The organism is Candidatus Pelagibacter sp. HIMB1506 (genome assembly GCF_052047935.1).
In the GTDB taxonomy this organism is placed as follows: domain Bacteria; phylum Pseudomonadota; class Alphaproteobacteria; order Pelagibacterales; family Pelagibacteraceae; genus Pelagibacter.
The window spans coordinates 809632-828432 of the sequence record NZ_JBNAIS010000001.1; the positions used below are offsets into that span (position 1 = coordinate 809632).

Annotated in this window: 19 protein-coding genes; 10 read left to right on the forward strand and 9 right to left on the reverse strand. The window is 25.9% G+C overall.

Annotation, left to right across the window (positions count from 1 at the left end):
• Positions 1-80 precede the first annotated feature (80 nt).
• Positions 81-1901: an Rne/Rng family ribonuclease gene (locus tag ACTTA8_RS04445; protein WP_440654540.1), complete on the forward strand. Its 1821-nt coding sequence runs from the start codon at positions 81-83 to the stop codon at positions 1899-1901.
• Here ACTTA8_RS04445 and ACTTA8_RS04450 read toward each other — a convergent pair.
• The gene (locus ACTTA8_RS04450; protein WP_440614625.1) at positions 1894-2667 is read right to left on the reverse strand and encodes a thiazole synthase; all 774 of its coding nucleotides are present in this window, start codon (positions 2665-2667) and stop codon (positions 1894-1896) included. The two genes, ACTTA8_RS04445 and ACTTA8_RS04450, sit on opposite strands and share 8 nt — an antisense overlap.
• Before the next feature lies 1 nt (position 2668).
• Positions 2669-2878, reverse strand: a complete 210-nt coding sequence (thiS, locus tag ACTTA8_RS04455; RefSeq protein ID WP_075506542.1) for a sulfur carrier protein ThiS — start codon at positions 2876-2878, stop codon at positions 2669-2671.
• A 16-nt stretch (positions 2879-2894) separates the two neighbouring features.
• Between thiS and aroQ the strand changes: the two genes are divergently transcribed.
• From aroQ to accC, 3 genes are read left to right on the forward strand one after another with little or no spacing between them, the layout of a single operon-like run.
• Positions 2895-3335 (forward strand): type II 3-dehydroquinate dehydratase, encoded by a 441-nt coding sequence (aroQ, locus tag ACTTA8_RS04460; protein WP_440614626.1) that lies wholly within the window; start codon positions 2895-2897, stop codon positions 3333-3335.
• Positions 3332-3766: an acetyl-CoA carboxylase biotin carboxyl carrier protein gene (locus tag ACTTA8_RS04465; protein ID WP_440614627.1), complete on the forward strand. Its 435-nt coding sequence runs from the start codon at positions 3332-3334 to the stop codon at positions 3764-3766. The genes aroQ and ACTTA8_RS04465 overlap by 4 nt, the downstream gene beginning before the upstream one ends.
• A 3-nt stretch (positions 3767-3769) precedes the next feature.
• A complete protein-coding gene (gene accC, locus ACTTA8_RS04470) occupies positions 3770-5107 on the forward strand; it encodes an acetyl-CoA carboxylase biotin carboxylase subunit (RefSeq protein ID WP_440635438.1) in 1338 nt (445 codons plus the stop codon).
• On the opposite strand, the gene ACTTA8_RS04475 is transcribed toward accC, so the two are convergent.
• Positions 5104-5505 (reverse strand): DUF2155 domain-containing protein, encoded by a 402-nt coding sequence (locus ACTTA8_RS04475; RefSeq protein ID WP_440654542.1) that lies wholly within the window; start codon positions 5503-5505, stop codon positions 5104-5106. The genes accC and ACTTA8_RS04475 overlap by 4 nt on opposite strands.
• Positions 5468-5827 carry an NADH-ubiquinone oxidoreductase subunit NDUFA12 family protein gene (locus tag ACTTA8_RS04480; RefSeq protein WP_440654544.1) on the reverse strand — a complete coding sequence of 120 codons (360 nt, stop codon included), beginning with the start codon at positions 5825-5827 and terminating at the stop codon, positions 5468-5470. Before ACTTA8_RS04480 ends, ACTTA8_RS04475 begins: the two co-directional genes overlap by 38 nt.
• A gap of 114 nt (positions 5828-5941) precedes the next feature.
• On the opposite strand from ACTTA8_RS04480, the gene ACTTA8_RS04485 reads away from it, so the two are divergent.
• Entirely contained in the window at positions 5942-6757 is an 816-nt protein-coding gene (locus tag ACTTA8_RS04485) for a TSCPD domain-containing protein (protein ID WP_440654545.1), read from the forward strand.
• A gap of 2 nt (positions 6758-6759) precedes the next feature.
• On the opposite strand, the gene aspS is transcribed toward ACTTA8_RS04485, so the two are convergent.
• From aspS to ACTTA8_RS04500, 3 genes are read right to left on the reverse strand one after another with little or no spacing between them, the layout of a single operon-like run.
• Positions 6760-8544, reverse strand: coding sequence for an aspartate--tRNA ligase (aspS, locus tag ACTTA8_RS04490; protein WP_440654547.1), 1785 nt, complete (start codon positions 8542-8544; stop codon positions 6760-6762).
• On the reverse strand, positions 8545-9207 hold the full coding sequence (locus ACTTA8_RS04495; RefSeq protein WP_440654548.1) for a DNA replication protein: 663 nt from the start codon (positions 9205-9207) through the stop codon (positions 8545-8547).
• Positions 9204-10283 carry a DUF2066 domain-containing protein gene (locus ACTTA8_RS04500; protein ID WP_440654550.1) on the reverse strand — a complete coding sequence of 360 codons (1080 nt, stop codon included), beginning with the start codon at positions 10281-10283 and terminating at the stop codon, positions 9204-9206. The genes ACTTA8_RS04495 and ACTTA8_RS04500 overlap by 4 nt, the downstream gene beginning before the upstream one ends.
• A gap of 11 nt (positions 10284-10294) precedes the next feature.
• On the opposite strand from ACTTA8_RS04500, the gene purM reads away from it, so the two are divergent.
• Together purM and purN are read left to right on the forward strand one after the other, a co-directional pair.
• Positions 10295-11326: a phosphoribosylformylglycinamidine cyclo-ligase gene (gene purM / locus ACTTA8_RS04505; protein WP_440654552.1), complete on the forward strand. Its 1032-nt coding sequence runs from the start codon at positions 10295-10297 to the stop codon at positions 11324-11326.
• Positions 11301-11882 carry a phosphoribosylglycinamide formyltransferase gene (gene purN / locus ACTTA8_RS04510; RefSeq protein ID WP_440654554.1) on the forward strand — a complete coding sequence of 194 codons (582 nt, stop codon included), beginning with the start codon at positions 11301-11303 and terminating at the stop codon, positions 11880-11882. The genes purM and purN overlap by 26 nt, the downstream gene beginning before the upstream one ends.
• Here purN and ndk read toward each other — a convergent pair.
• Positions 11872-12273, reverse strand: a complete 402-nt coding sequence (ndk, locus tag ACTTA8_RS04515; RefSeq protein ID WP_440655469.1) for a nucleoside-diphosphate kinase — start codon at positions 12271-12273, stop codon at positions 11872-11874. The genes purN and ndk overlap by 11 nt on opposite strands.
• Before the next feature lies 1 nt (position 12274).
• Positions 12275-13729, reverse strand: coding sequence for a leucyl aminopeptidase (locus tag ACTTA8_RS04520; RefSeq protein WP_440654555.1), 1455 nt, complete (start codon positions 13727-13729; stop codon positions 12275-12277).
• Positions 13730-13790: 61 nt separating this feature from the next.
• Between ACTTA8_RS04520 and ACTTA8_RS04525 the strand changes: the two genes are divergently transcribed.
• The 3 genes from ACTTA8_RS04525 to ACTTA8_RS04535 are packed head-to-tail and all read left to right on the forward strand — an operon-like array spanning position 13791 to position 18786.
• On the forward strand, positions 13791-14915 hold the full coding sequence (locus ACTTA8_RS04525; RefSeq protein ID WP_440654556.1) for an LptF/LptG family permease: 1125 nt from the start codon (positions 13791-13793) through the stop codon (positions 14913-14915).
• Positions 14916-15989 carry an LptF/LptG family permease gene (locus tag ACTTA8_RS04530; protein ID WP_440654558.1) on the forward strand — a complete coding sequence of 358 codons (1074 nt, stop codon included), beginning with the start codon at positions 14916-14918 and terminating at the stop codon, positions 15987-15989. It abuts the gene before it with no gap.
• Positions 15979-18786 carry an LPS-assembly protein LptD gene (locus ACTTA8_RS04535; RefSeq protein ID WP_440654559.1) on the forward strand — a complete coding sequence of 936 codons (2808 nt, stop codon included), beginning with the start codon at positions 15979-15981 and terminating at the stop codon, positions 18784-18786. Before ACTTA8_RS04530 ends, ACTTA8_RS04535 begins: the two co-directional genes overlap by 11 nt.
• Positions 18787-18801: the final 15 nt, after the last annotated feature.

The following is an 18801-nucleotide window of genomic DNA, read 5'->3' on the forward strand; positions in this document are numbered from 1 at the left end:
ATTTGTTAAAGATAAGGCATCAGAGATAAACAAAATTTATTACTAAACAAAAAATTAATGAACTTAACAATCAACATATTATGGAAAAAAATTTATATATCGATGCATCGCATCCAAATGAAACTAGAGTTGTACTTAAATCAGGTGAAAATATTGAAGACTACGAGTACGAAGGTTTAAAAAACAATTTAATAAAAAATAATATTTATTTAGGTAAGGTAAGCAGGATTGAACCTTCGCTCCAAGCAGCTTTTGTTGACTTTGGAAGAGAAAGACATGGATTTTTATCATTTAATGATATTCAGTCAGATTATTATCAAATACCAAAAGCTGATCTTGAAAAAATAAAAGAAGAAGAAGAAAAAGCAAGGGAAGAACTTTCAAAGCAAGTTGAGGCAAAAGAAGAAGAAAATATTGCTGAGGGCAAACTTGAAATAGATGATCCAATAGAGGAAAAGGTTGAAAATTTAGAATCTGATAAAGAGGAAATAGAGATAAAAGAAAATTCAGATACAGAGGAAAAAACTGAAAAAAAACCTGAAAAAAAACCTGAAAAAAAATTCAAATTTAAAAGATACAAAATTCAAGAAGTAATCAAACCTAATCAGGTAATTCTTGTACAAGTCATCAAAGACGAGAGAGGTCAAAAAGGTGCTGCACTAAGCACATTTATTTCAATCGCAGGAAAATACATAGTGTTAATGCCAAACACACCTAAAGGTGGTGGAATTTCTAGAAAAATATTTAATCCTGCTGATAGAAAAAAAATTCGAACTATTTTAAATGAAATTGAAATTCCTAAAGAGATGGGTTTAATTGTAAGAACAGCGGGAAGCAACAAGACAAAAAATGAAATCAATAGTGACTTAACAACTCTTATTAATACTTGGGGACAGATAAAAAATAATGCAATTAACTCTATAGCTCCATCTTTGATTCATCAAGAAAGTGAAATAATTAAAAGAACTTTAAGAGATATGTACGATGATAGCACTAACCAAATTATTGTTGAAGGAAATGAAGGTTATAAAAAAGCCCAATCTTTTATGAAAACAATGATGCCATCAAGTGTAAAAAAAGTTAAAAAATATAGAGGAAGAACACCGTTATTTATTGAGGAAAATATTGAACAAAAATTAAATCAAATTTTTGACTCAGAAATTAAACTCAAATCAGGAGGATATTTAGTTATTAATCCTACAGAAGCACTTGTATCGATAGATATTAACTCTGGTAGCTCAATTAAAGGTAAAAATGTTGAGAGCACAGCTTTAGACACGAATATTGAAGCAGCAGAAGAAATTGCGAGACAAATAAAAATAAGAGATTTATCAGGATTAATAATTATAGATTTCATTGATATGCTTAGTTTTGGAAACCGACGCTTAGTAGAAAGAAAGCTTAAGGAAAAATGTAGATCTGATAGAGCAAGAATTCAAATAGGAAGAATAAGTAATTTTGGCCTTTTAGAAATGTCTCGACAAAGATTGAGAGAAAGTGCTGTTAAATGGAAGGTAACTTTAACAGACGAGTCTTTTGCTCAAAAATTATTAAAAATTGTTGAATTAAAGGCTGTAACCAATAAAGCAAAATTTGTTGAAGTAAGAGTCTGTGAAAAAATTTCAGATTTTCTAAAGGAAAACTTTGTTAATGATTTAACTTACTTTGAAAAAAAAAATAAAATGACAATTGATATCATCAGTGACAACTCTCTGATAATTCCAGAATATATTATCAACGTTCAGAACAAATCCAAAAAAACTATTGAACTTGTTGAACATTATGAAAAATTAAAAAACTTAGAAACCCAAAATAAAGAAGATAAAATTTCTCAAAAAAAAGAAGTAAAAAAAATAAAAAAGAATTATAAAAAAAAGAAATATTATAAAAAAACTAAATAATACCTTTTAATGGAGAAGAAGGGTTTCCCATTAAAGTTTTATCTATTCTTCCTGAGTTATATGATTGTCTTCCAGCAATAACAGCATTTTTAAATGCAAGAGCCATATCAAATGGTTTTTTTGCTTTCGCAATTGCAGTGTTTACCAATACTCCATCACAACCCAGCTCCATTGCAATTGTAGCATCTGAAGCCTGTCCAAGACCTGCATCAATTATCAACGGAAGTTTAGTTTGTTTCCTGATTATTTGAATATTAATTTTATTTTGTATTCCTAAACCTGATCCAATTGGTGCTGCTAGTGGCATTATCGCAGCAGCCCCAACATTTTCTAATCTTTTTGCCATTAATGGATCATCGTTACAATAAACCATAACTTTAAACCCCTCTTTAGTAAGAACTTCAGTAGATTTTAAAGTTTCAATCATATCTGGAAATAAATTTTCCTTATCTCCCAAAACTTCTAATTTAACTAATTTCCACCCACCAATTTCTCTTGCTAACCTCAAAGTTCTCAAAGCTTCTTTAGAATTAAAACAACCCGCTGTATTAGGTAAATAGGTAATCTTTTTTGGATCTATATAATCCATTAACAAAGGTTTGTTCTTATCAGAAATATTTACTCTTCTAACTGCAACAGTTACTATCTCTGCTCCTGACAATTTGATAGCTTTCGCACATTCAGACATAGTTTTATACTTTCCAGTACCAACAATTAATCTAGATTTAAATTTTTTTTTAGCAATGATGAGATTATCTTTTTTCATACTACCCTCCTCCTATAAAATGAACAATCTCAATTTTGTCGTTTTGTTTTAATTTAATTTTGTTAACATTTTTTTTATCTATTATTTCTTCATTAAGTTCAATTGCTACTTTTTTCATAGGAATTTTAAGGTGTTTTATTAAATCTGAAAGTTTATATGTTTCAGAAATTGATCTGTTTTTACCATTTACTTTGATTTTTATTTTTTTCATCGTATATAAAAGCTGAATGAATAATAAAATAATTATTATTAATGGTCCAAATCTTAATCTATTAGGTGAAAGAGAACAATCACAATATGGATCAGGTAACTATGAACAACTTAAAGAAAATTGTTTAAAAAAATCAAAAGAAGTTGGGCTAGACTGTGAATTTATCCAATCAAATTTGGAAGGAGATTTAGTAAATACAATTCAAGATGCACGTAAAACTTATGATGGAATGATTATAAATGCTGCCGCATTTACACATACTTCAGTTGCAATAAGAGATGCACTTGAATTGTTCAAGAAACCAATAATTGAAATGCATATATCAAACATATATAAAAGAGAAGAATTTAGACATAAATCACTTATTAGTGGAGTTGCTACAGGTGGGATTTTTGGATTAGGCACTGAAGGATATATTTTGGCCATAATTTCATTACAAAAGCTTTTACAAAAATGAAAATAGATAAAAACATAATCAAAGAACTTAGTAATTATTTAGATGAGTTTAATTTAACTGAAATAGAAATTACCGAAAAAGATACTAAAATTAAAGTTTCAAAAAATAACGTATCAATTAGCAATCAAACAATTCCAGCATCTGTAAACAATACAAATTTAACTGCTGCTTCCAAATCTTCTGAAAGTGTTAAATCTGGTACAGAAATTACTTCTCCAATAATTGGAACTGCTTATCATGCACCAGAACCTGGGGCAAAAAAATTTGTTGAAGTCGGTAAAAAAATTAAAAAGGGTGACACAATAATGATTGTTGAAGCAATGAAAACAATGAACCATGTACCTTCTACCCATGATGGTGTTGTAAAAGAAATTTGTGTTGATGATGGTCAGCCAGTTGAGTTTGGTCAAACAATTCTTATTTTAGAATAAATAATGTTTAAAAAAATTTTAATTGCAAACCGTGGGGAAATTGCAGTTAGAATTATAAGAGCATGTAAAGAATGGGGTATAGCAACTGTAGCAGTCCATTCAGATGTTGATAGAGAAAGCATGCATGTAAGAATGGCAGATGAAAGTGTCTGTATAGGTTCTCATCAACCAGCAAACAGTTATTTAAATATTCCTGCATTGATGTCTGCAATAGAACTGACTAATGCAGACGCTGTTCATCCAGGATACGGCTTCTTATCAGAAAATGCTAACTTTGCTAAAATTTTAGAAGAAAATAAAATTAAATTTATTGGTGCATCATCCAAACATATCGAAATGATGGGTGATAAAATTCAAGCTAAAAGAATAGCTAAAGAAAATGGTTTACCAGTTATTGAAGGATCTGAAGGTGGTGTTAGGGATATTAATGAAGCAAAAGATCTTTGTAAAAAAATTGGTTTTCCTGTTCTGATTAAAGCCTCAGGTGGAGGTGGTGGAAAAGGTATGAAAATAGTACATAAAGAGGAAGAATTTGAAACTTTGTTTTCAACAGCTAAATCAGAGGCACAAAAATACTTTGGTAATGACGAAGTATATATTGAGAAGTTCTTTCAAAATCCAAGACATATAGAAGTTCAAATACTCGCTGGAAAAAACAGAGTTGTGCATTTGCATGAAAGAGATTGCTCTGTTCAAAGAAGACATCAAAAACTTATTGAGGAAACCCCAAGTCCTGTTTTGAATGATGAAATTAGAAAAGATCTTTTTGAAAAAACTGTAAAAATGGTCTCTAAAATTGGGTACATGGGTGCAGGCACAGTTGAGTTTATCTATGAAGATGGAAAGTTTTATTTTCTGGAAATGAATACTAGAGTTCAAGTTGAACACCCTGTTACAGAAATGGTTACAGGAGTAGATATTATTAAAGAACAAATTTGGATAGCGTTTTCTGAGGAAACAGCACTACATCAAAGCGACATTAATCCAAGAGGTCATGCTATTGAATGCAGAATAAACGCTGAGGATGCCAGTAAAAATTTTCAACCTTCTCCAGGAGTTATAAGCATGTGCCACCAGCCATCTGGATTTAGAACAAGAGTAGATGGTGCTATATTCCAGGGTTATAAAGTCACTCCATATTATGACAGCATGGTTTGTAAGTTAATTTGTCATGGGCGAAACAGAACTGAAGCTATTCAAAGAATGAACCGATCTTTAGATGAATTTGTTATTGAAGGTATTACAACTACTATCCCACTTCACAAAAAATTGTTAAACCATAAAAAATTTATCAATTCAGATTTTAATGTAAGCTGGCTAGATAAAGATACTATAGTTTAATAACATTTTACTAGCCACACATCGTAAATTGGATGATCAAATGGAGTTATTGAAGGGCTTGATGAAAACATCCATCCATTAAAAACAAAAACTTCATCATTATTTTGATTCGATAAATCTCTGACTTGAATGTAAGCAGTAACTTCTGGATTATCGTCAAATTCAGAATTTTTACATTTTAAACTATGAATTGATAAGTCTTTAAATTTTAACAATTGACCATTTTTAAGTTTTAATGAAGTATTTTTAGAACTAATTTTATCTAAAATCTTAATTTCTGTAAAAGAACCCTCAAGTTGACTTTTTGAATGTGAAATAGTTGTAAATAGAAAAAAGAGGATTGGTAAGTAAAGAAAAAAACTACTCTTTCCAACTAGTATATTTTTTTTTAACACCATCTTTATTTTTATTTGGATAATACGCTTCTTTTGTTCCCGTTAGGTTTGATTGATGAGGTTTTTGCCACTCATATTTTTCAAGCTCGTGTTTTTTTTCTATTTTGTTTGGTGTAAAATGCATCCATGAATACCACTCTACAGGAATTTTTGATGCATCAATAACATCAGAATATATAACCCATCTTTTTCCTTTTTTATCTTCATAATATTTATTTCCAAACTGATCTGTACCAGCAAGTTTTCCAAAAAAAATTGTTTTTAATCTTGTGCCAAAAGTATCCTGATTCCACCAAGTGAAAATTTTTTTTAAAAGTGTCAACATGTTATTTTATTTTTTATTTCAATTAAAAATTGTAAAAATTAAATTAGACTAAAATTTGAATAAGTATATAAATTAAAAGAATCTATTTTCAAACTAATTTTAAACTGAGGTAAAATGGCAAAATATCTTGTAGAAACTTATTACACTTGTACCTTTAAAGTGAATCATTACTTAGACGATATTAATGAAACAGAACTTAAAAACCTAGAAAAAAGAGACGACGGTAAATTCGAAGTTTTAGATGTTAAGTTAGACAATAGAAAAACTAAAAGTTTAGATCCAAATAATAAAAAAGTAGTTGAAAATAAAAAAATTGAAATTGTTTCAAAAAGTACAAGTGAAAATTCTATAAGTAAAGAAACCGTCGTTCAAAACTTAAACAAATCCTCAGAAAAAGGTGGCAAAAGATTTAGTATGCCTGACAGACGAAAAGGCTATATTCAAAAAGCTACAATTGGAGATCATAAAGTTTATCTTCATACAGGTGAATATGAAGATGGAAAAATTGGAGAAATATTTATCGACACAAGTAAAGAAGGAGAACTAGTTAAGGCATTAATGAATAACTTTGCTATAGCAGTATCTTTAGGTCTTCAATACGGAGTGCCATTAGATGAATTTATAAGTGCATTCGTGGGAACAAAATTTGAACCATCAGGTAAAGTTCATGGAAATGATAGAATATTGAGCGCTACTTCTATTTTAGATTATATTTTTAGAGAACTAGCTATATCTTATCAAAATAGAGAAGATCTTGCACATACTCCCGCAATTGGTGAAAATGATGTCAATGATCAAGAAAATGATGATCAAAATCAATTATTAAAAATTGTAAAGGATATTACTAGCAAAGGATTTGTTAGAAATAATTACAAAAAAAATCTAGTTGATTTGTCTGATGTTAAAATAAGTCTTAAAGGTAAGAAATAATTTTATTTTTTATTTTTTAAAGACAAGTTTAATTCTTTTAATTGTTCTGGGTTAACTTCTGATGGAGCATTCATCATCAGATCCTGAGCATTCTGGTTCATTGGAAACATTGTTACTTCTCTTATATTCTTTTCATTAGCTAACAGCATAACAATTCTATCGATTCCTGGAGCAATACCACCATGAGGTGGAGCACCGTAACTTAATGCATTTATCATACCACTAAATTTTTCATCTACTTGCTGCTTATCATAACCAGCAATTGAGAATAACTTATACATAAGTTCAGGTTTGTGATTTCTTATAGCGCCAGAGGATAATTCAATACCATTACAAACAATATCGTATTGATAAGCCAATAGTTCTAGAGGATTTTCAAGTTCTTTTTCTGTCAAATCACCTTGTGGCATAGAAAATGGATTATGACTAAATTCAATTTTATTGGTTACTTCATCTCTTTCAAACATTGGATAATCAACTACCCAGCAAAACGCGAAAATATCTTCATCAATTAAATCTAAATCTTCTGCAATTTTATTTCTTGCCTGAGAAGTTATTTTTTCTAATTCATTTTTTTTGCCACAAGCTAGAAAAATACTGTCACCTACTTCTGCATTAGTTAAATTCATTATTTCTTGCAATGCTTCTTTGGTGAAAAATTTTCCTATAGGTCCTTTACCAGATAACTCAGTATCTTTTTCAAATGTAAAATAAGCCAAACCTGATGCTCCTTGTTCTTTGGCCCATTTATCTATATTATCGAAAAAGCTTCTTGGTTTATCCTTAGTATTTTTTGTTATAATGCATCTTACTCTTGAACCAGTTTTTACTAACTTTTTAAATATTTCAAAAGATACATCTTCTCTTGTAAATATTTCAGTAATATCATTTATTATAAGTGGATTTCTTAAATCAGGTTTATCGCTTCCATATTTTAACATTGATTCTTTGTAAGAAATTCTTGGAAACTTATCGTTTAATAATTTTTTATTCGAAAATGTTTTAAAAGTATTAACCATTAAATTTTCAACAACATTAAAAACATCTTCTTGTTCTACAAAAGACATTTCTAAATCTAGTTGATAAAATTCACCTGGACTTCTGTCTGCTCTTGCATCTTCATCCCTGAAGCAAGGGGCTATTTGAAAATACTTATCAAAACCAGATACCATAATTAGTTGTTTAAATTGTTGTGGTGCTTGAGGTAACGCATAAAACTTTCCTGGATTTAATCTACTTGGAACTAAAAAATCTCTAGCTCCCTCAGGACTAGAGGATGTTAGTATTGGTGTTTGGAATTCCAAAAAACCTAACTTAGTCATTTCATTTCTAATGTGTGAAATAACTTTTGATCTTAAGATTATATTTTCATGTATTTTTTTTCTTCTTAAATCTAAAAATCTATATTTTAACCTTATTTCCTCAGCATATTCTTGATTACTGAAAACTGGCATTGGTAATTCCTTGCAAGAACCTAGTTCTTCGTAAGTATCAATTTTTACCTCAATTTCTCCTGTGCCTATTTCTTTGTTAATTGTATCTTCAGATCTAGCTACAACCTTACCTATGATTTTAACTACAGTTTCTAATTGAGTTTTTTCTAAGTTTGTAAAATTTGTATTATCTTTATCTATAATACATTGTGTGACACCATAATTATCTCTTAAATCTATGAACAATAAGTTGCCATGATCTCGTTTTTTGTTGATCCAGCCTGAAAGAAATACTTTTTTATCAACGTCTTCTTTTCTTAATTCGTTACAAGTATGTGTTCTGTATTTACTCAATTAATCTCCTAAAGCTTCTTTAATAATTTTAAAATCGATTGGTTTTTTCCTTTTTAAACTAATTTCGTCGATCTTATATATGAATTCAGATATTTTGCCATAGGATCTATCTATTCTTTTTATAATGAAATCTATTAATTTCTTATCAATTGATATCTGACGATCAGAAAGATTTTTTAATATTAGGGCATATAATAAATCATCCTCTGGTTTATCAATCTTTGATAATATAAAATTTTTTGCTCTAGAATTTAAATCATTTAATTCAAAAGAGTAATCAACTATGGGTTTGGTTGAAGTAATAATTAAGTATTTGTTGTCTTGTTCAATATTGTTCAAAAAAGTAAATAATAACTTTTCATCAATATTTTTATCTAAATCTTCAATAATTATATTTTCATAGATTTTAATTTTTTTTAAATATTCATTACTAATATCAGCTGCGTTTATTTTAATACCCTTAAATTTATGTAAAAAAATATTGATTAAATGAGATTTTCCAGAAAATTTTTCGCCAATTAAATTTATAAAATTTTTTTCCCATTTAGGCCAACTATTCAATAATAAAAATGAAAATTCATTAGATTTTGATACATAAAAATCCTGATCTTGAAAGTTTTGTTCATAATCAAATTTTAAGATTTCTTGATTTAAAGATTTCATTCTAATACCCAAATTTTATTTTTGATTTCAAAAAAATAATCATAATCTTTCATCAAATTTAAGAACTGATCTCGGGTACCATTAAATATTACTTTATAAATGTTTTTTTTATTATCAAATTTAAATATATTGAATTTATTAACCAATTCTATATTAGAAAGTATTTCTTCAAACTGATCGATTTTAATTATATTGCTATTATCAACTGATATAGTCAAATCCAATTTAATTGATGTGTTGATTATGTTTTTTAATTTCCAATAATCTTCAAAAACTGTTTTTTGTTTATCTATGAATTTTTTTAAATCTTCTAAATTTTCTAAATTGACATTTTTGAATTTAAAATTTTTTACATGTTGGCTGTTGTTAAATACTATTTGATTAAGTACTCGAATTTCTTGATTTTTTTTAAAAACAATCATTATAATAAAATCTTCAAAATTATATTTTTTTGAAATTTCTCTAAAATCAAAATCTTCTAAATTGTTAATATTTTTTTTAATTAAATTATAATCATCGATATCCTCGTTTGGTAAAATGTAATTTAGTTGATGGTGTTTTTCTTTTTTAAAATTCCAATTTTTAAATAATTGACTTTCAGAGAAAAGAAATATTTCATTTTTTTCTTCATCCACCTCTATTGGAAAAAAAATTAAATCTTTTTGAATAATAGATGAGGGAAATACATTTTTTTTTTCTAATAATTCAAAAAAACTTTTTTTATTAAATTCTACATTTAAGGTAAGATTATATATTTCATCAATAAAACTTTCTTGAACAATCGAAAATGTTTCAACTAAACTTTTAATTTCTTTGGTTGATGAATTTTGAAGTTTTTTTTGATCCTTGCTTTGAGCAATCGTAAAAATAAGTTCCCCATATGCTTCAACAAAACCTCGATTTATTATCTTATTTTTGTCAAATGAGGCATTAAATGGAGATGAAATTTCAATTTCTTTTATAGAAAATGTTTTTGCAACACTATTTTCTGTGGAAAAAAAAATATTTAATAAAGCAAGAAATAGAAAAAGATTATATAAATTCTTCTGTTTAATTAATTTTGAAAAACACCTCATATAATATTGTAATGAATAATAAAAATTTTACCTATAAAAAAAGTGGTGTTAACATTAAAGCCGCTGATAAGTTTGTAAATTTCATTTCATCAGTATCATCAAAAAAAAGGGGCAAAAAAAAGTTTTCTAATATTGGGGGCTTTGGTTCTATTTCAAATATCCCAAGCAACATAAGGCAACCTCAAATAGTTGCTTGCACAGATGGTGTTGGTACTAAAATTGAAATAGCTAATTCTTTAAATAAATTTGACACAATTGGTATTGATCTTGTAGCAATGAGTGTGAACGATTTAATTGTTCAAGGTGCAAAACCGTTGCTTTTTTTAGATTACATTTCAATAAACAAGATTGATTTAATTAAACTTAAATCAATTATTAAAGGAATAGTTAAGGGCTGTAAACTATCAGATTGTGAACTTGTGGGTGGAGAAACAGCAGAGATGCCTGGCACTTATTCAAAAGGTAAATTTGATATAGCTGGTTTTGCTGTTGGTATTGTTGGTAAAAATAAAATCTTAAATAAAAATAAAATCAAAAAAAATAATTTAATATTAGCAATTCCATCTAGCGGATTACATTCAAATGGGTTCTCACTTGTAAGGTATTTAATAAATAAAAAAAAAATTAATATAAATAAAAATAAATTTTTAAAATCAGAACTTTTGAAACCAACAAAAATATATGTGAAAGAAATAATCAATATAATTTCAAAAAATCTTATTAATGGTTGTGCAAATATTACAGGTGGAGGACTTGCAGATAATATCAAAAGAGTTATTCCTGATAACATGGTAGCAGATATTGATTTAAACAAAATTAAAACTTTAAAAATATTTAATTGGCTTAAAAAAAATGGAATACCTGAAAATGAAATGTTAAAAACATTTAATTGTGGTGTTGGTTTTTGTTTAATTATCAACAAAAAAAACTTGAACAAAATTCAAAGTTACTTTCCTAAAAATTATAAACCATATGTAATTGGAAAAATTATAAGTGGTAAAAATAAAGTAAAATTAAATGGTTCAATCGACTGGAACAAGTAAAATAAAAACTGCAGTATTTATCTCTGGAACAGGCAGTAATTTAAAATCACTTATTAAGTTTTCTAAATTAAACAAATCACCTGTTTCTATTAAACTTATTATCACAAATAATAAATTAGCTAAAGGTTTGAAGTATGGAGACATTTTTAAAATTAAAAAAAAAATAATTAATTTTAAAAATAAAGAAATTGCTGAAAAAAAGATACTTAATGATCTTAAAAAAAATAAAATTGAATTAGTTTGCTTAGCAGGATTTATGAAAATCCTTTCAAAAAATTTTATTAAAAATTTTAATGGTAAAATTTTAAATATTCACCCCTCCCTGTTACCAAAATATAAAGGTTTAAATACTCATCAAAGAGCTATAGAAAATAAAGATAAATACTCGGGATGTACTGTACATTTTGTAAATGAAAAGCTAGATTCTGGAAAAATAATTCTTCAAAAGAAGGTTAATATTTTAAAAAAAGATACCCAAGTTAGTCTTGCTAAAAAAATTTTAGCTCAAGAGCATAAATTATATCCAAAAGCTATTTTGAAAATCTTTAATCTTTAAAAAAGAAATCGATTTCAATTTTGGCGTTTTCAACACTGTCGGATCCATGAACAGAGTTTTTATCAATTGAAATCCCATATTTCTTTCTAATTGTGCCTTCTTCAGCATCTTTAGGGTTTGTTGCACCCATCAATTCTCTATTTCCTAACACCGCATTTTCTTTTTCAAGCACCATTACTACTATAGGACCTGAAGATAGGTATTCACATAAATCATTGTAAAATGGCTTTGTTTCATGAACTTTATAAAAATTCTCAGCTTCAGTTTTTTCTATTTGAATTTTCTTTTCTTTTAAAATCGAAAAACCGTTATTTTTAAACATTTCTTTAATTTCATTCTCGAGATTTCTTTCAACAGCATCTGGTTTAATAATTGATAATGTTTGTTCAATATTACTCATATTTGTCCTCTATTAGTTTATTTAATAATCTTACTCCATAACCAGTGGCTCCACCTGAATTTAACGCACCTCCATATTTAGAGAAAGCCATACCAGCAATATCTAAATGAGCCCATGGTGTTTTTTTTAATATAAATCTTTGTAAAAATTGAGCAGCAGTTGTTGATCCTGCTCCACCTACATAATTGATATTTTGCATATCAGCATTTTTTGAATCAATTAATTTATCAAAATTTTTATTTAAAGGCATTCTCCAAACTTTTTCTTCAACCTTTTCACCTGCTTCTATTAAATGTTGAGATAATTTATCATCATTTGAAAATAAACCTGCGTACTCAGATCCAAGTGATACAATAATTGCGCCAGTCAAAGTTGCAAGATCAATAATAAATCTAGGTTTAAATTTTTCCTCTGTATACGTAAGTGCGTCTGCAAGAACTAGTCTACCTTCAGCATCAGTATTTAGTATTTCAACAGTTTTTCCACTGTAAGATTTAACTATATCTCCTGGTCTTTGAGCATTTCCACCTGGCATATTTTCTACCAATCCCACTACACCAACAGCATTAACTTTTGCTTTTCTAAGAGCTAAACTTTTCATCAACCCAACAACAACCGCAGAACCGGCCATATCATATGTCATATCTTCCATAAATTTTGCTGGCTTAAGTGAAATTCCTCCAGTATCAAAGCAAACACCTTTTCCAACAAACGCTAACGGTTTAGAATTATCTTTTAAGCCTTTCCATTCCATTGTTACTAGGTAAGATCCTCTTATGCTTCCTTGGCCAACACCAAGTAAAGTATTCATACCTAATTTCTTTAATCTTTTTTCATCATAAACCGTTATTTTTAAGCCATATTTTTTCAAAGCTTTAATTCTTTTGGCATATTCATCAGGATGCAAAACATTTCCAGGTTCTGAAACTAAATCTCTGGTCAAGAAAGTTCCTGCTTCTATTGATTTAAATTTAATTTGGTCTTTTAAAGATGGAATGTTTTTTCCTAATACATTAATTGATATATTTTTTTTATTCTTTTTTGTTATGTATTTTTCAAACACGTAAGATTTTAATTTAAATCCATGTAAGAAATAACCTAAAAAATTTTTTAACTTTGAAGGTATAATGTCAGAATTAATTGCAAATTCTTCTTGTTTAAATTCTTTTAGATAATTAAAGAATTCTCCACCTAAATTCTCAACTTGATAAGATTTAATATTTGTTTTTATTGAAATTAAAAAAATTTTTTTTTTTGAATTTAAATCAAAACTTATTATCTTTTTTGATAAATTGCGTGAATTTAATATATCAAAAATAAATCTATTCTCAGTTTCTGTAAAATTTTTCTTTAAACTTGATAAATTGTATTTTTCATCAACAAAAAATATCAAATGACTAAATTTTGTTTTAGATAAATTATTTCTATAACTGATATTTAATGTCATAAATTTTCAATACACTCTATGCGAGATGGATGCTATATAAGTGTAAAAATAGCATATTTCAATGAAAAAAGTAATTTATAGGAATTTTTTAAAAGATTGTTTAATTTTTTTTACGATAGCTTTAATTAGTGGGAGTACAATAATTTGGGTTTTTCAAGCTGTTAATTATTTAGATATTATTATAGATGATGGAAGAAATTATCTAGTATACCTTCAATACTCCTTACTAAATTTTCCAAAAATACTAACAAGAATATTTCCTTTTGCATTCTTTTTTAGCTTTTCCTATGTGATTTCTAAGTACGAAATTAAGAATGAACTTATAATATTTTGGAATAATGGAGTAAAAAAAATTAATTTTATAAATTATTTTTTTATTGTTTCAATTTTTTTACTTTTAATTCAAATAATTTTAACAACTATAATTGTCCCAAAATCACAAAATTTAGCTAGAAACCTTATGAGAACTTCTGAATTTAATTTCGTTGAAAATTTTATTAAAGTAAAGAAATTCAATGCTACAATAAATAATTTAACAATTTATTCAGAAGATAAAGATAACAATGAAAGTTATAAAAACATTTATATAAAAAGAAAAATAAATGATAAAGATTTCCAGATAATTTTTGCGAAAAAAGGTGAATTTAAAACTAATTCAAATAATCCTACTCTTTTGTTATATGAGGGTGAAAATATAAATATATCAAATGAAAACATAACAAATTTTTCATTTGAAAAATCAGAGTTTAATTTATCTCCCTTTTCAAGTAACACAATTTTAGTAAAAAAAACCCAAGAACATTTTACAGAAGAGTTAATAGAGTGTGCTATAAATTTAATAAACAAGACTAATTTAGAAAAAATTATTAAAAAAGTTAGGAACTGTGAAGTAAAAAATTTAAACAATATTCTTTCTGAACTTTACAAAAGATTAGTGATACCTCTTTATTTACCAGCTTTGATGTTAACGCTTCTTTTACTTATAGTTTACTCTAAAGAAAAAATTAATTATTCAAAAAAGAGAGTGTTAGTTTTTTTAATTGGATTTTTCATAATTATTTTCTCTGAAACTACATTGAGATTTGTAAAAGATTCCAATGCTAGAAATTTTTTGATAATTTTGTTACCAATAATTTTAAGTATCACATACTATTTTTATTATTTATCCATTTTAAAAAAAAATTAAATGAAAACTTATATAAAATTTTTATCCCAATATTTTTTGAGCTCTTTTTTTTACGTACTATTAATTATTTTTAGTTTAGTATTTATTGTAAACTTATTAAGTGAACTAGAATTTTTTAAAAATATTGACGTAGGAGTTTTTTTTACTATTTACTTATCTTTTTTAAATTCCCCAGCAGTAATATTTGAAATTTTTCCATTTATATTTTTAATTTCTACACAATTGTTTTTTATTAAACTTTTTAATAATGATGAAATAAAAATTTTTAAATATACTGGATTTAAAAATTCGAAAATATTAATAATTATTAGTTTTGTTTCACTGATATTAAGTATGATAATTGTAAGTGTATTTTATACTACCTCATCTAACCTGAAAAAATTATACTTAGAAACGAAATCAAATTATACAAAAGATGGAAAATACCTTGCGGTTATAAATCAAAATGGACTTTGGATAAGAGACAAAATTGATAATAAAATCCTTTTAGTAAATTCATCTAAAATAGATAAAAATTTTTTAATAGACAATATAATCACAGAATTTACATCTAATTATGAAATAATTAGAAATATTAAGAGTGATAAAATTAATATAATAGAAAATAATTGGGTTATATATAATCCTGAAATATTAGTAAGAAATACAATTGAAACTAAAAATCAGATTAATTTATATTCAAATTTTAATTCTAAAAGAATTAATAGTTTATTTTCAAATCTTTCATCATTATCATTTTTAAAACTCCTAGAGTTAAAAAAAAATTACATTCTATTAAACTACTCTACCATTGAAATAAATATACAGATTCAAAAAATACTTTCTTATCCATTGTACTTAATTTTAATGACTTTATTTTCAGGAGCTCTTATGTTTAGGGTTAAAAGTTACAAAAGTAATACTTTCAAAATTTCAATTGGTTTATTTTTGTGTGTTATAATTTACTATTTTAATAATTTATTTAATGCACTTGGAACAACTGAAAAAATAAATTATATATTATCGATCTGGATCCCTTTGATTATTTTATCCTTTGTAACTATTATTATGTTAGTTAGAATAAATGAAAAATAAAAGACTATTATATTTTGTCATCTTTTTTTTGATTTTAATAAAATCAAATATTTCATATTCTAATGAAAATTTTAAATTTAATGTTTCAGAAATCGAAATTACTCAAAATGGTAATCTTTTTAAAGGATATGATGGAGGGGAGGTTTTAACAAATAATGGTATTTCAATTAAAGCAGAAAAATTTGAGTATAACAAAGTTGCAAATATTTTGTATGCAGCTGGTAATATTAAAATAGAAGACACAAAAAATAATTTAGTTATTTATGCTGATAATATTTTATATTCAAAAAACCAAGAAACTATATCCGCTGATGGAAAAATTTTAGCTATTGATAGAAATAACAATGTTAAAGTTAAATCAAAAAAATTTTCATATTTTAAAACTAAAAATAAATTTACTGCAAAACAAAATGTAGACATTGAAGATAATATTAAAAAAATTAATTTAAAAGCGGAAGAAGTTACTTATTTTAGAGATCAAGAGAAATTTACTGCAAAACAAAATGTAGACATTGAAGATAATATTAAAAAAATTAATTTAAAAGCGGAAGAAGTTACTTATTTTAGAGATCAAGAGAAATTTACTGCAAAACAAAATATAGAATTAAATGATTATAGAAGAGATATTAATATTAATTCAGATAATATCGTATACATCAAAGGAGTAAAATTTTACACAAAAGGCAAAACTATCTCGAATTTTCAATCAAAATATAAATTTGAGACAAATGATGCTTACTTTTCAGAAAAAGAAATGAAATTTACATCATCGCAAAAAACAAAAATATTTGATGATAACAATACTTTGTATGAACTTGATAATTTTGAATATCTTTTAGATAAAGAATTTTTAAAAGGTAATAATATTTATGTTATGGAAAATTATAATTTACCTGATAGGGAAAAAAATAGATATTTTTTTGCTAATGGTTTTTTTGATTTTAAAAACAAACAATTCATAACTGGTGATACAAAAATAATCCTAAAAAGTAATACCTTTGATAGAATAGACAACGACCCAAGATTATATGGGATATCATCATCACAGAAAAATAATATTACCAAAGTCAATAAGGCAGTTTTCACAAGTTGTAAAAAAAATGATAATTGTCCTCCTTGGAGATTAGAATCCTCAGAAATTAAACATGACAAAAATAAAAAACAGATTTTATATAAGGATACAGTATTGAAAGTTTATGATTTACCAATTTTTTATTTTCCAAAATTTTTTCATCCTGATCCAACTGTAAAAAGGCAATCTGGTTTTTTAACACCTAGGTTAAATAATTCTAATGTGCTTGGATCTTCTCTAAAAATTCCTTATTTCCAGGTTATTTCTGAAAATAAAGACTTCACTTTTACTCCATCAGTATTTTCTAAAAATATAATCATGATACAAAATGAATTTAGACAAGCTAATAAAAATTCAAACTTTATTGCAGATTTTGGTATAACTAATGGATATAAGTCTTCCATTGCAAATAAAAAAAAAAATATAAACCATATTTTTCTTGAATATAAAAAAAATTTAGATTTTCAAAACTTTCTCAAAAGTGATCTGGATTTATTTATAGAAAAAACAAATAAAGATACTTATTTAAAAATATTCTCTGATAATCTTCAAGAAAGTAAAATTAAACCTAATAGTTTTGATGTTTTGCAATCAGGATTTAACGTTGTTTTGGAACATGAAAAATATTCTTTATCTTCAGGAGCTGATATTTATGAAGATTTAAAAAAACCACTTTCTGACAGGTATCAATATGTTCTGCCATATTATAAATTCTCCTCTAGTCCTATTCTTACAAAATATGGTTCATATGATTTTAAATCTAGTGGAAATAATATACTTGATAATACAAATAATTTAAAAACTAGAGTGATTAATGATATTGGTTTTAGTGTAAATGACAATATTTTTGAAAATTTAGGTATAAAAAATAATATAAATTTCTATTTTAAAAATTTAAATAGTGTTGGGAAAAATGTAAGCAATTATAAGTCAAGTCCTCAAATAGAATTTCAATCATTGACAGAATTTAAGTCTGAACTTCCGTTAATTAGAAAAAATAAAAATATTGATGAAACTTTAATTCCTAGATTATCTTTAAGAGTAAATCCAAGTGATATGAAAGATTATTCCAGTAGCGAGAGAAGAATAAATACTGACAATATTTTCAATATAAATAGACTGGGTATAGACGATAGTTTCGAGTCAGGAAATTCGATTACAGTTGGAGTAGATTATCTTAAAAAAGACAATAAAACAAATGATGATAAATCTCTTGAAATCAAATTAGCATCTGTTTTTAGAGATGATAAAGAAAATAATATACCTGAATTATCCTCGATAAATAACAAAAGCTCAAATATATTTGGATCACTCGAATATAAATATTCGAAAAATATAATCCTAGATTATGAGTTTGCAATGGATAATAAAGTTGAGGAATTTAAATACAATTCAATAGGTTTAGATTTATCTTTAAACAATTTTATTACTGAGTTTAATTTTATAGAAGAAAACTCAATTATTGGAGATACAAATATAATTGAAAATAAAACTAGTTATAACTTTAATAAAGAAAATTCATTATTTTTTAAAACTAGGAGAAATAGAGAAATTAACTTAACAGAATATTACAATTTAGTATATGAGTATAAAAACGATTGTTTAACTGCTGGAATTAAATTTAATAAAACTTATTATAATGACAGGGATTTAAAACCTAGTGAAAATTTAATGTTTACAATAAGTTTTTATCCAATAACAACTTTTGAACAGTCACTAGATTAATTTAAATAAGCATCA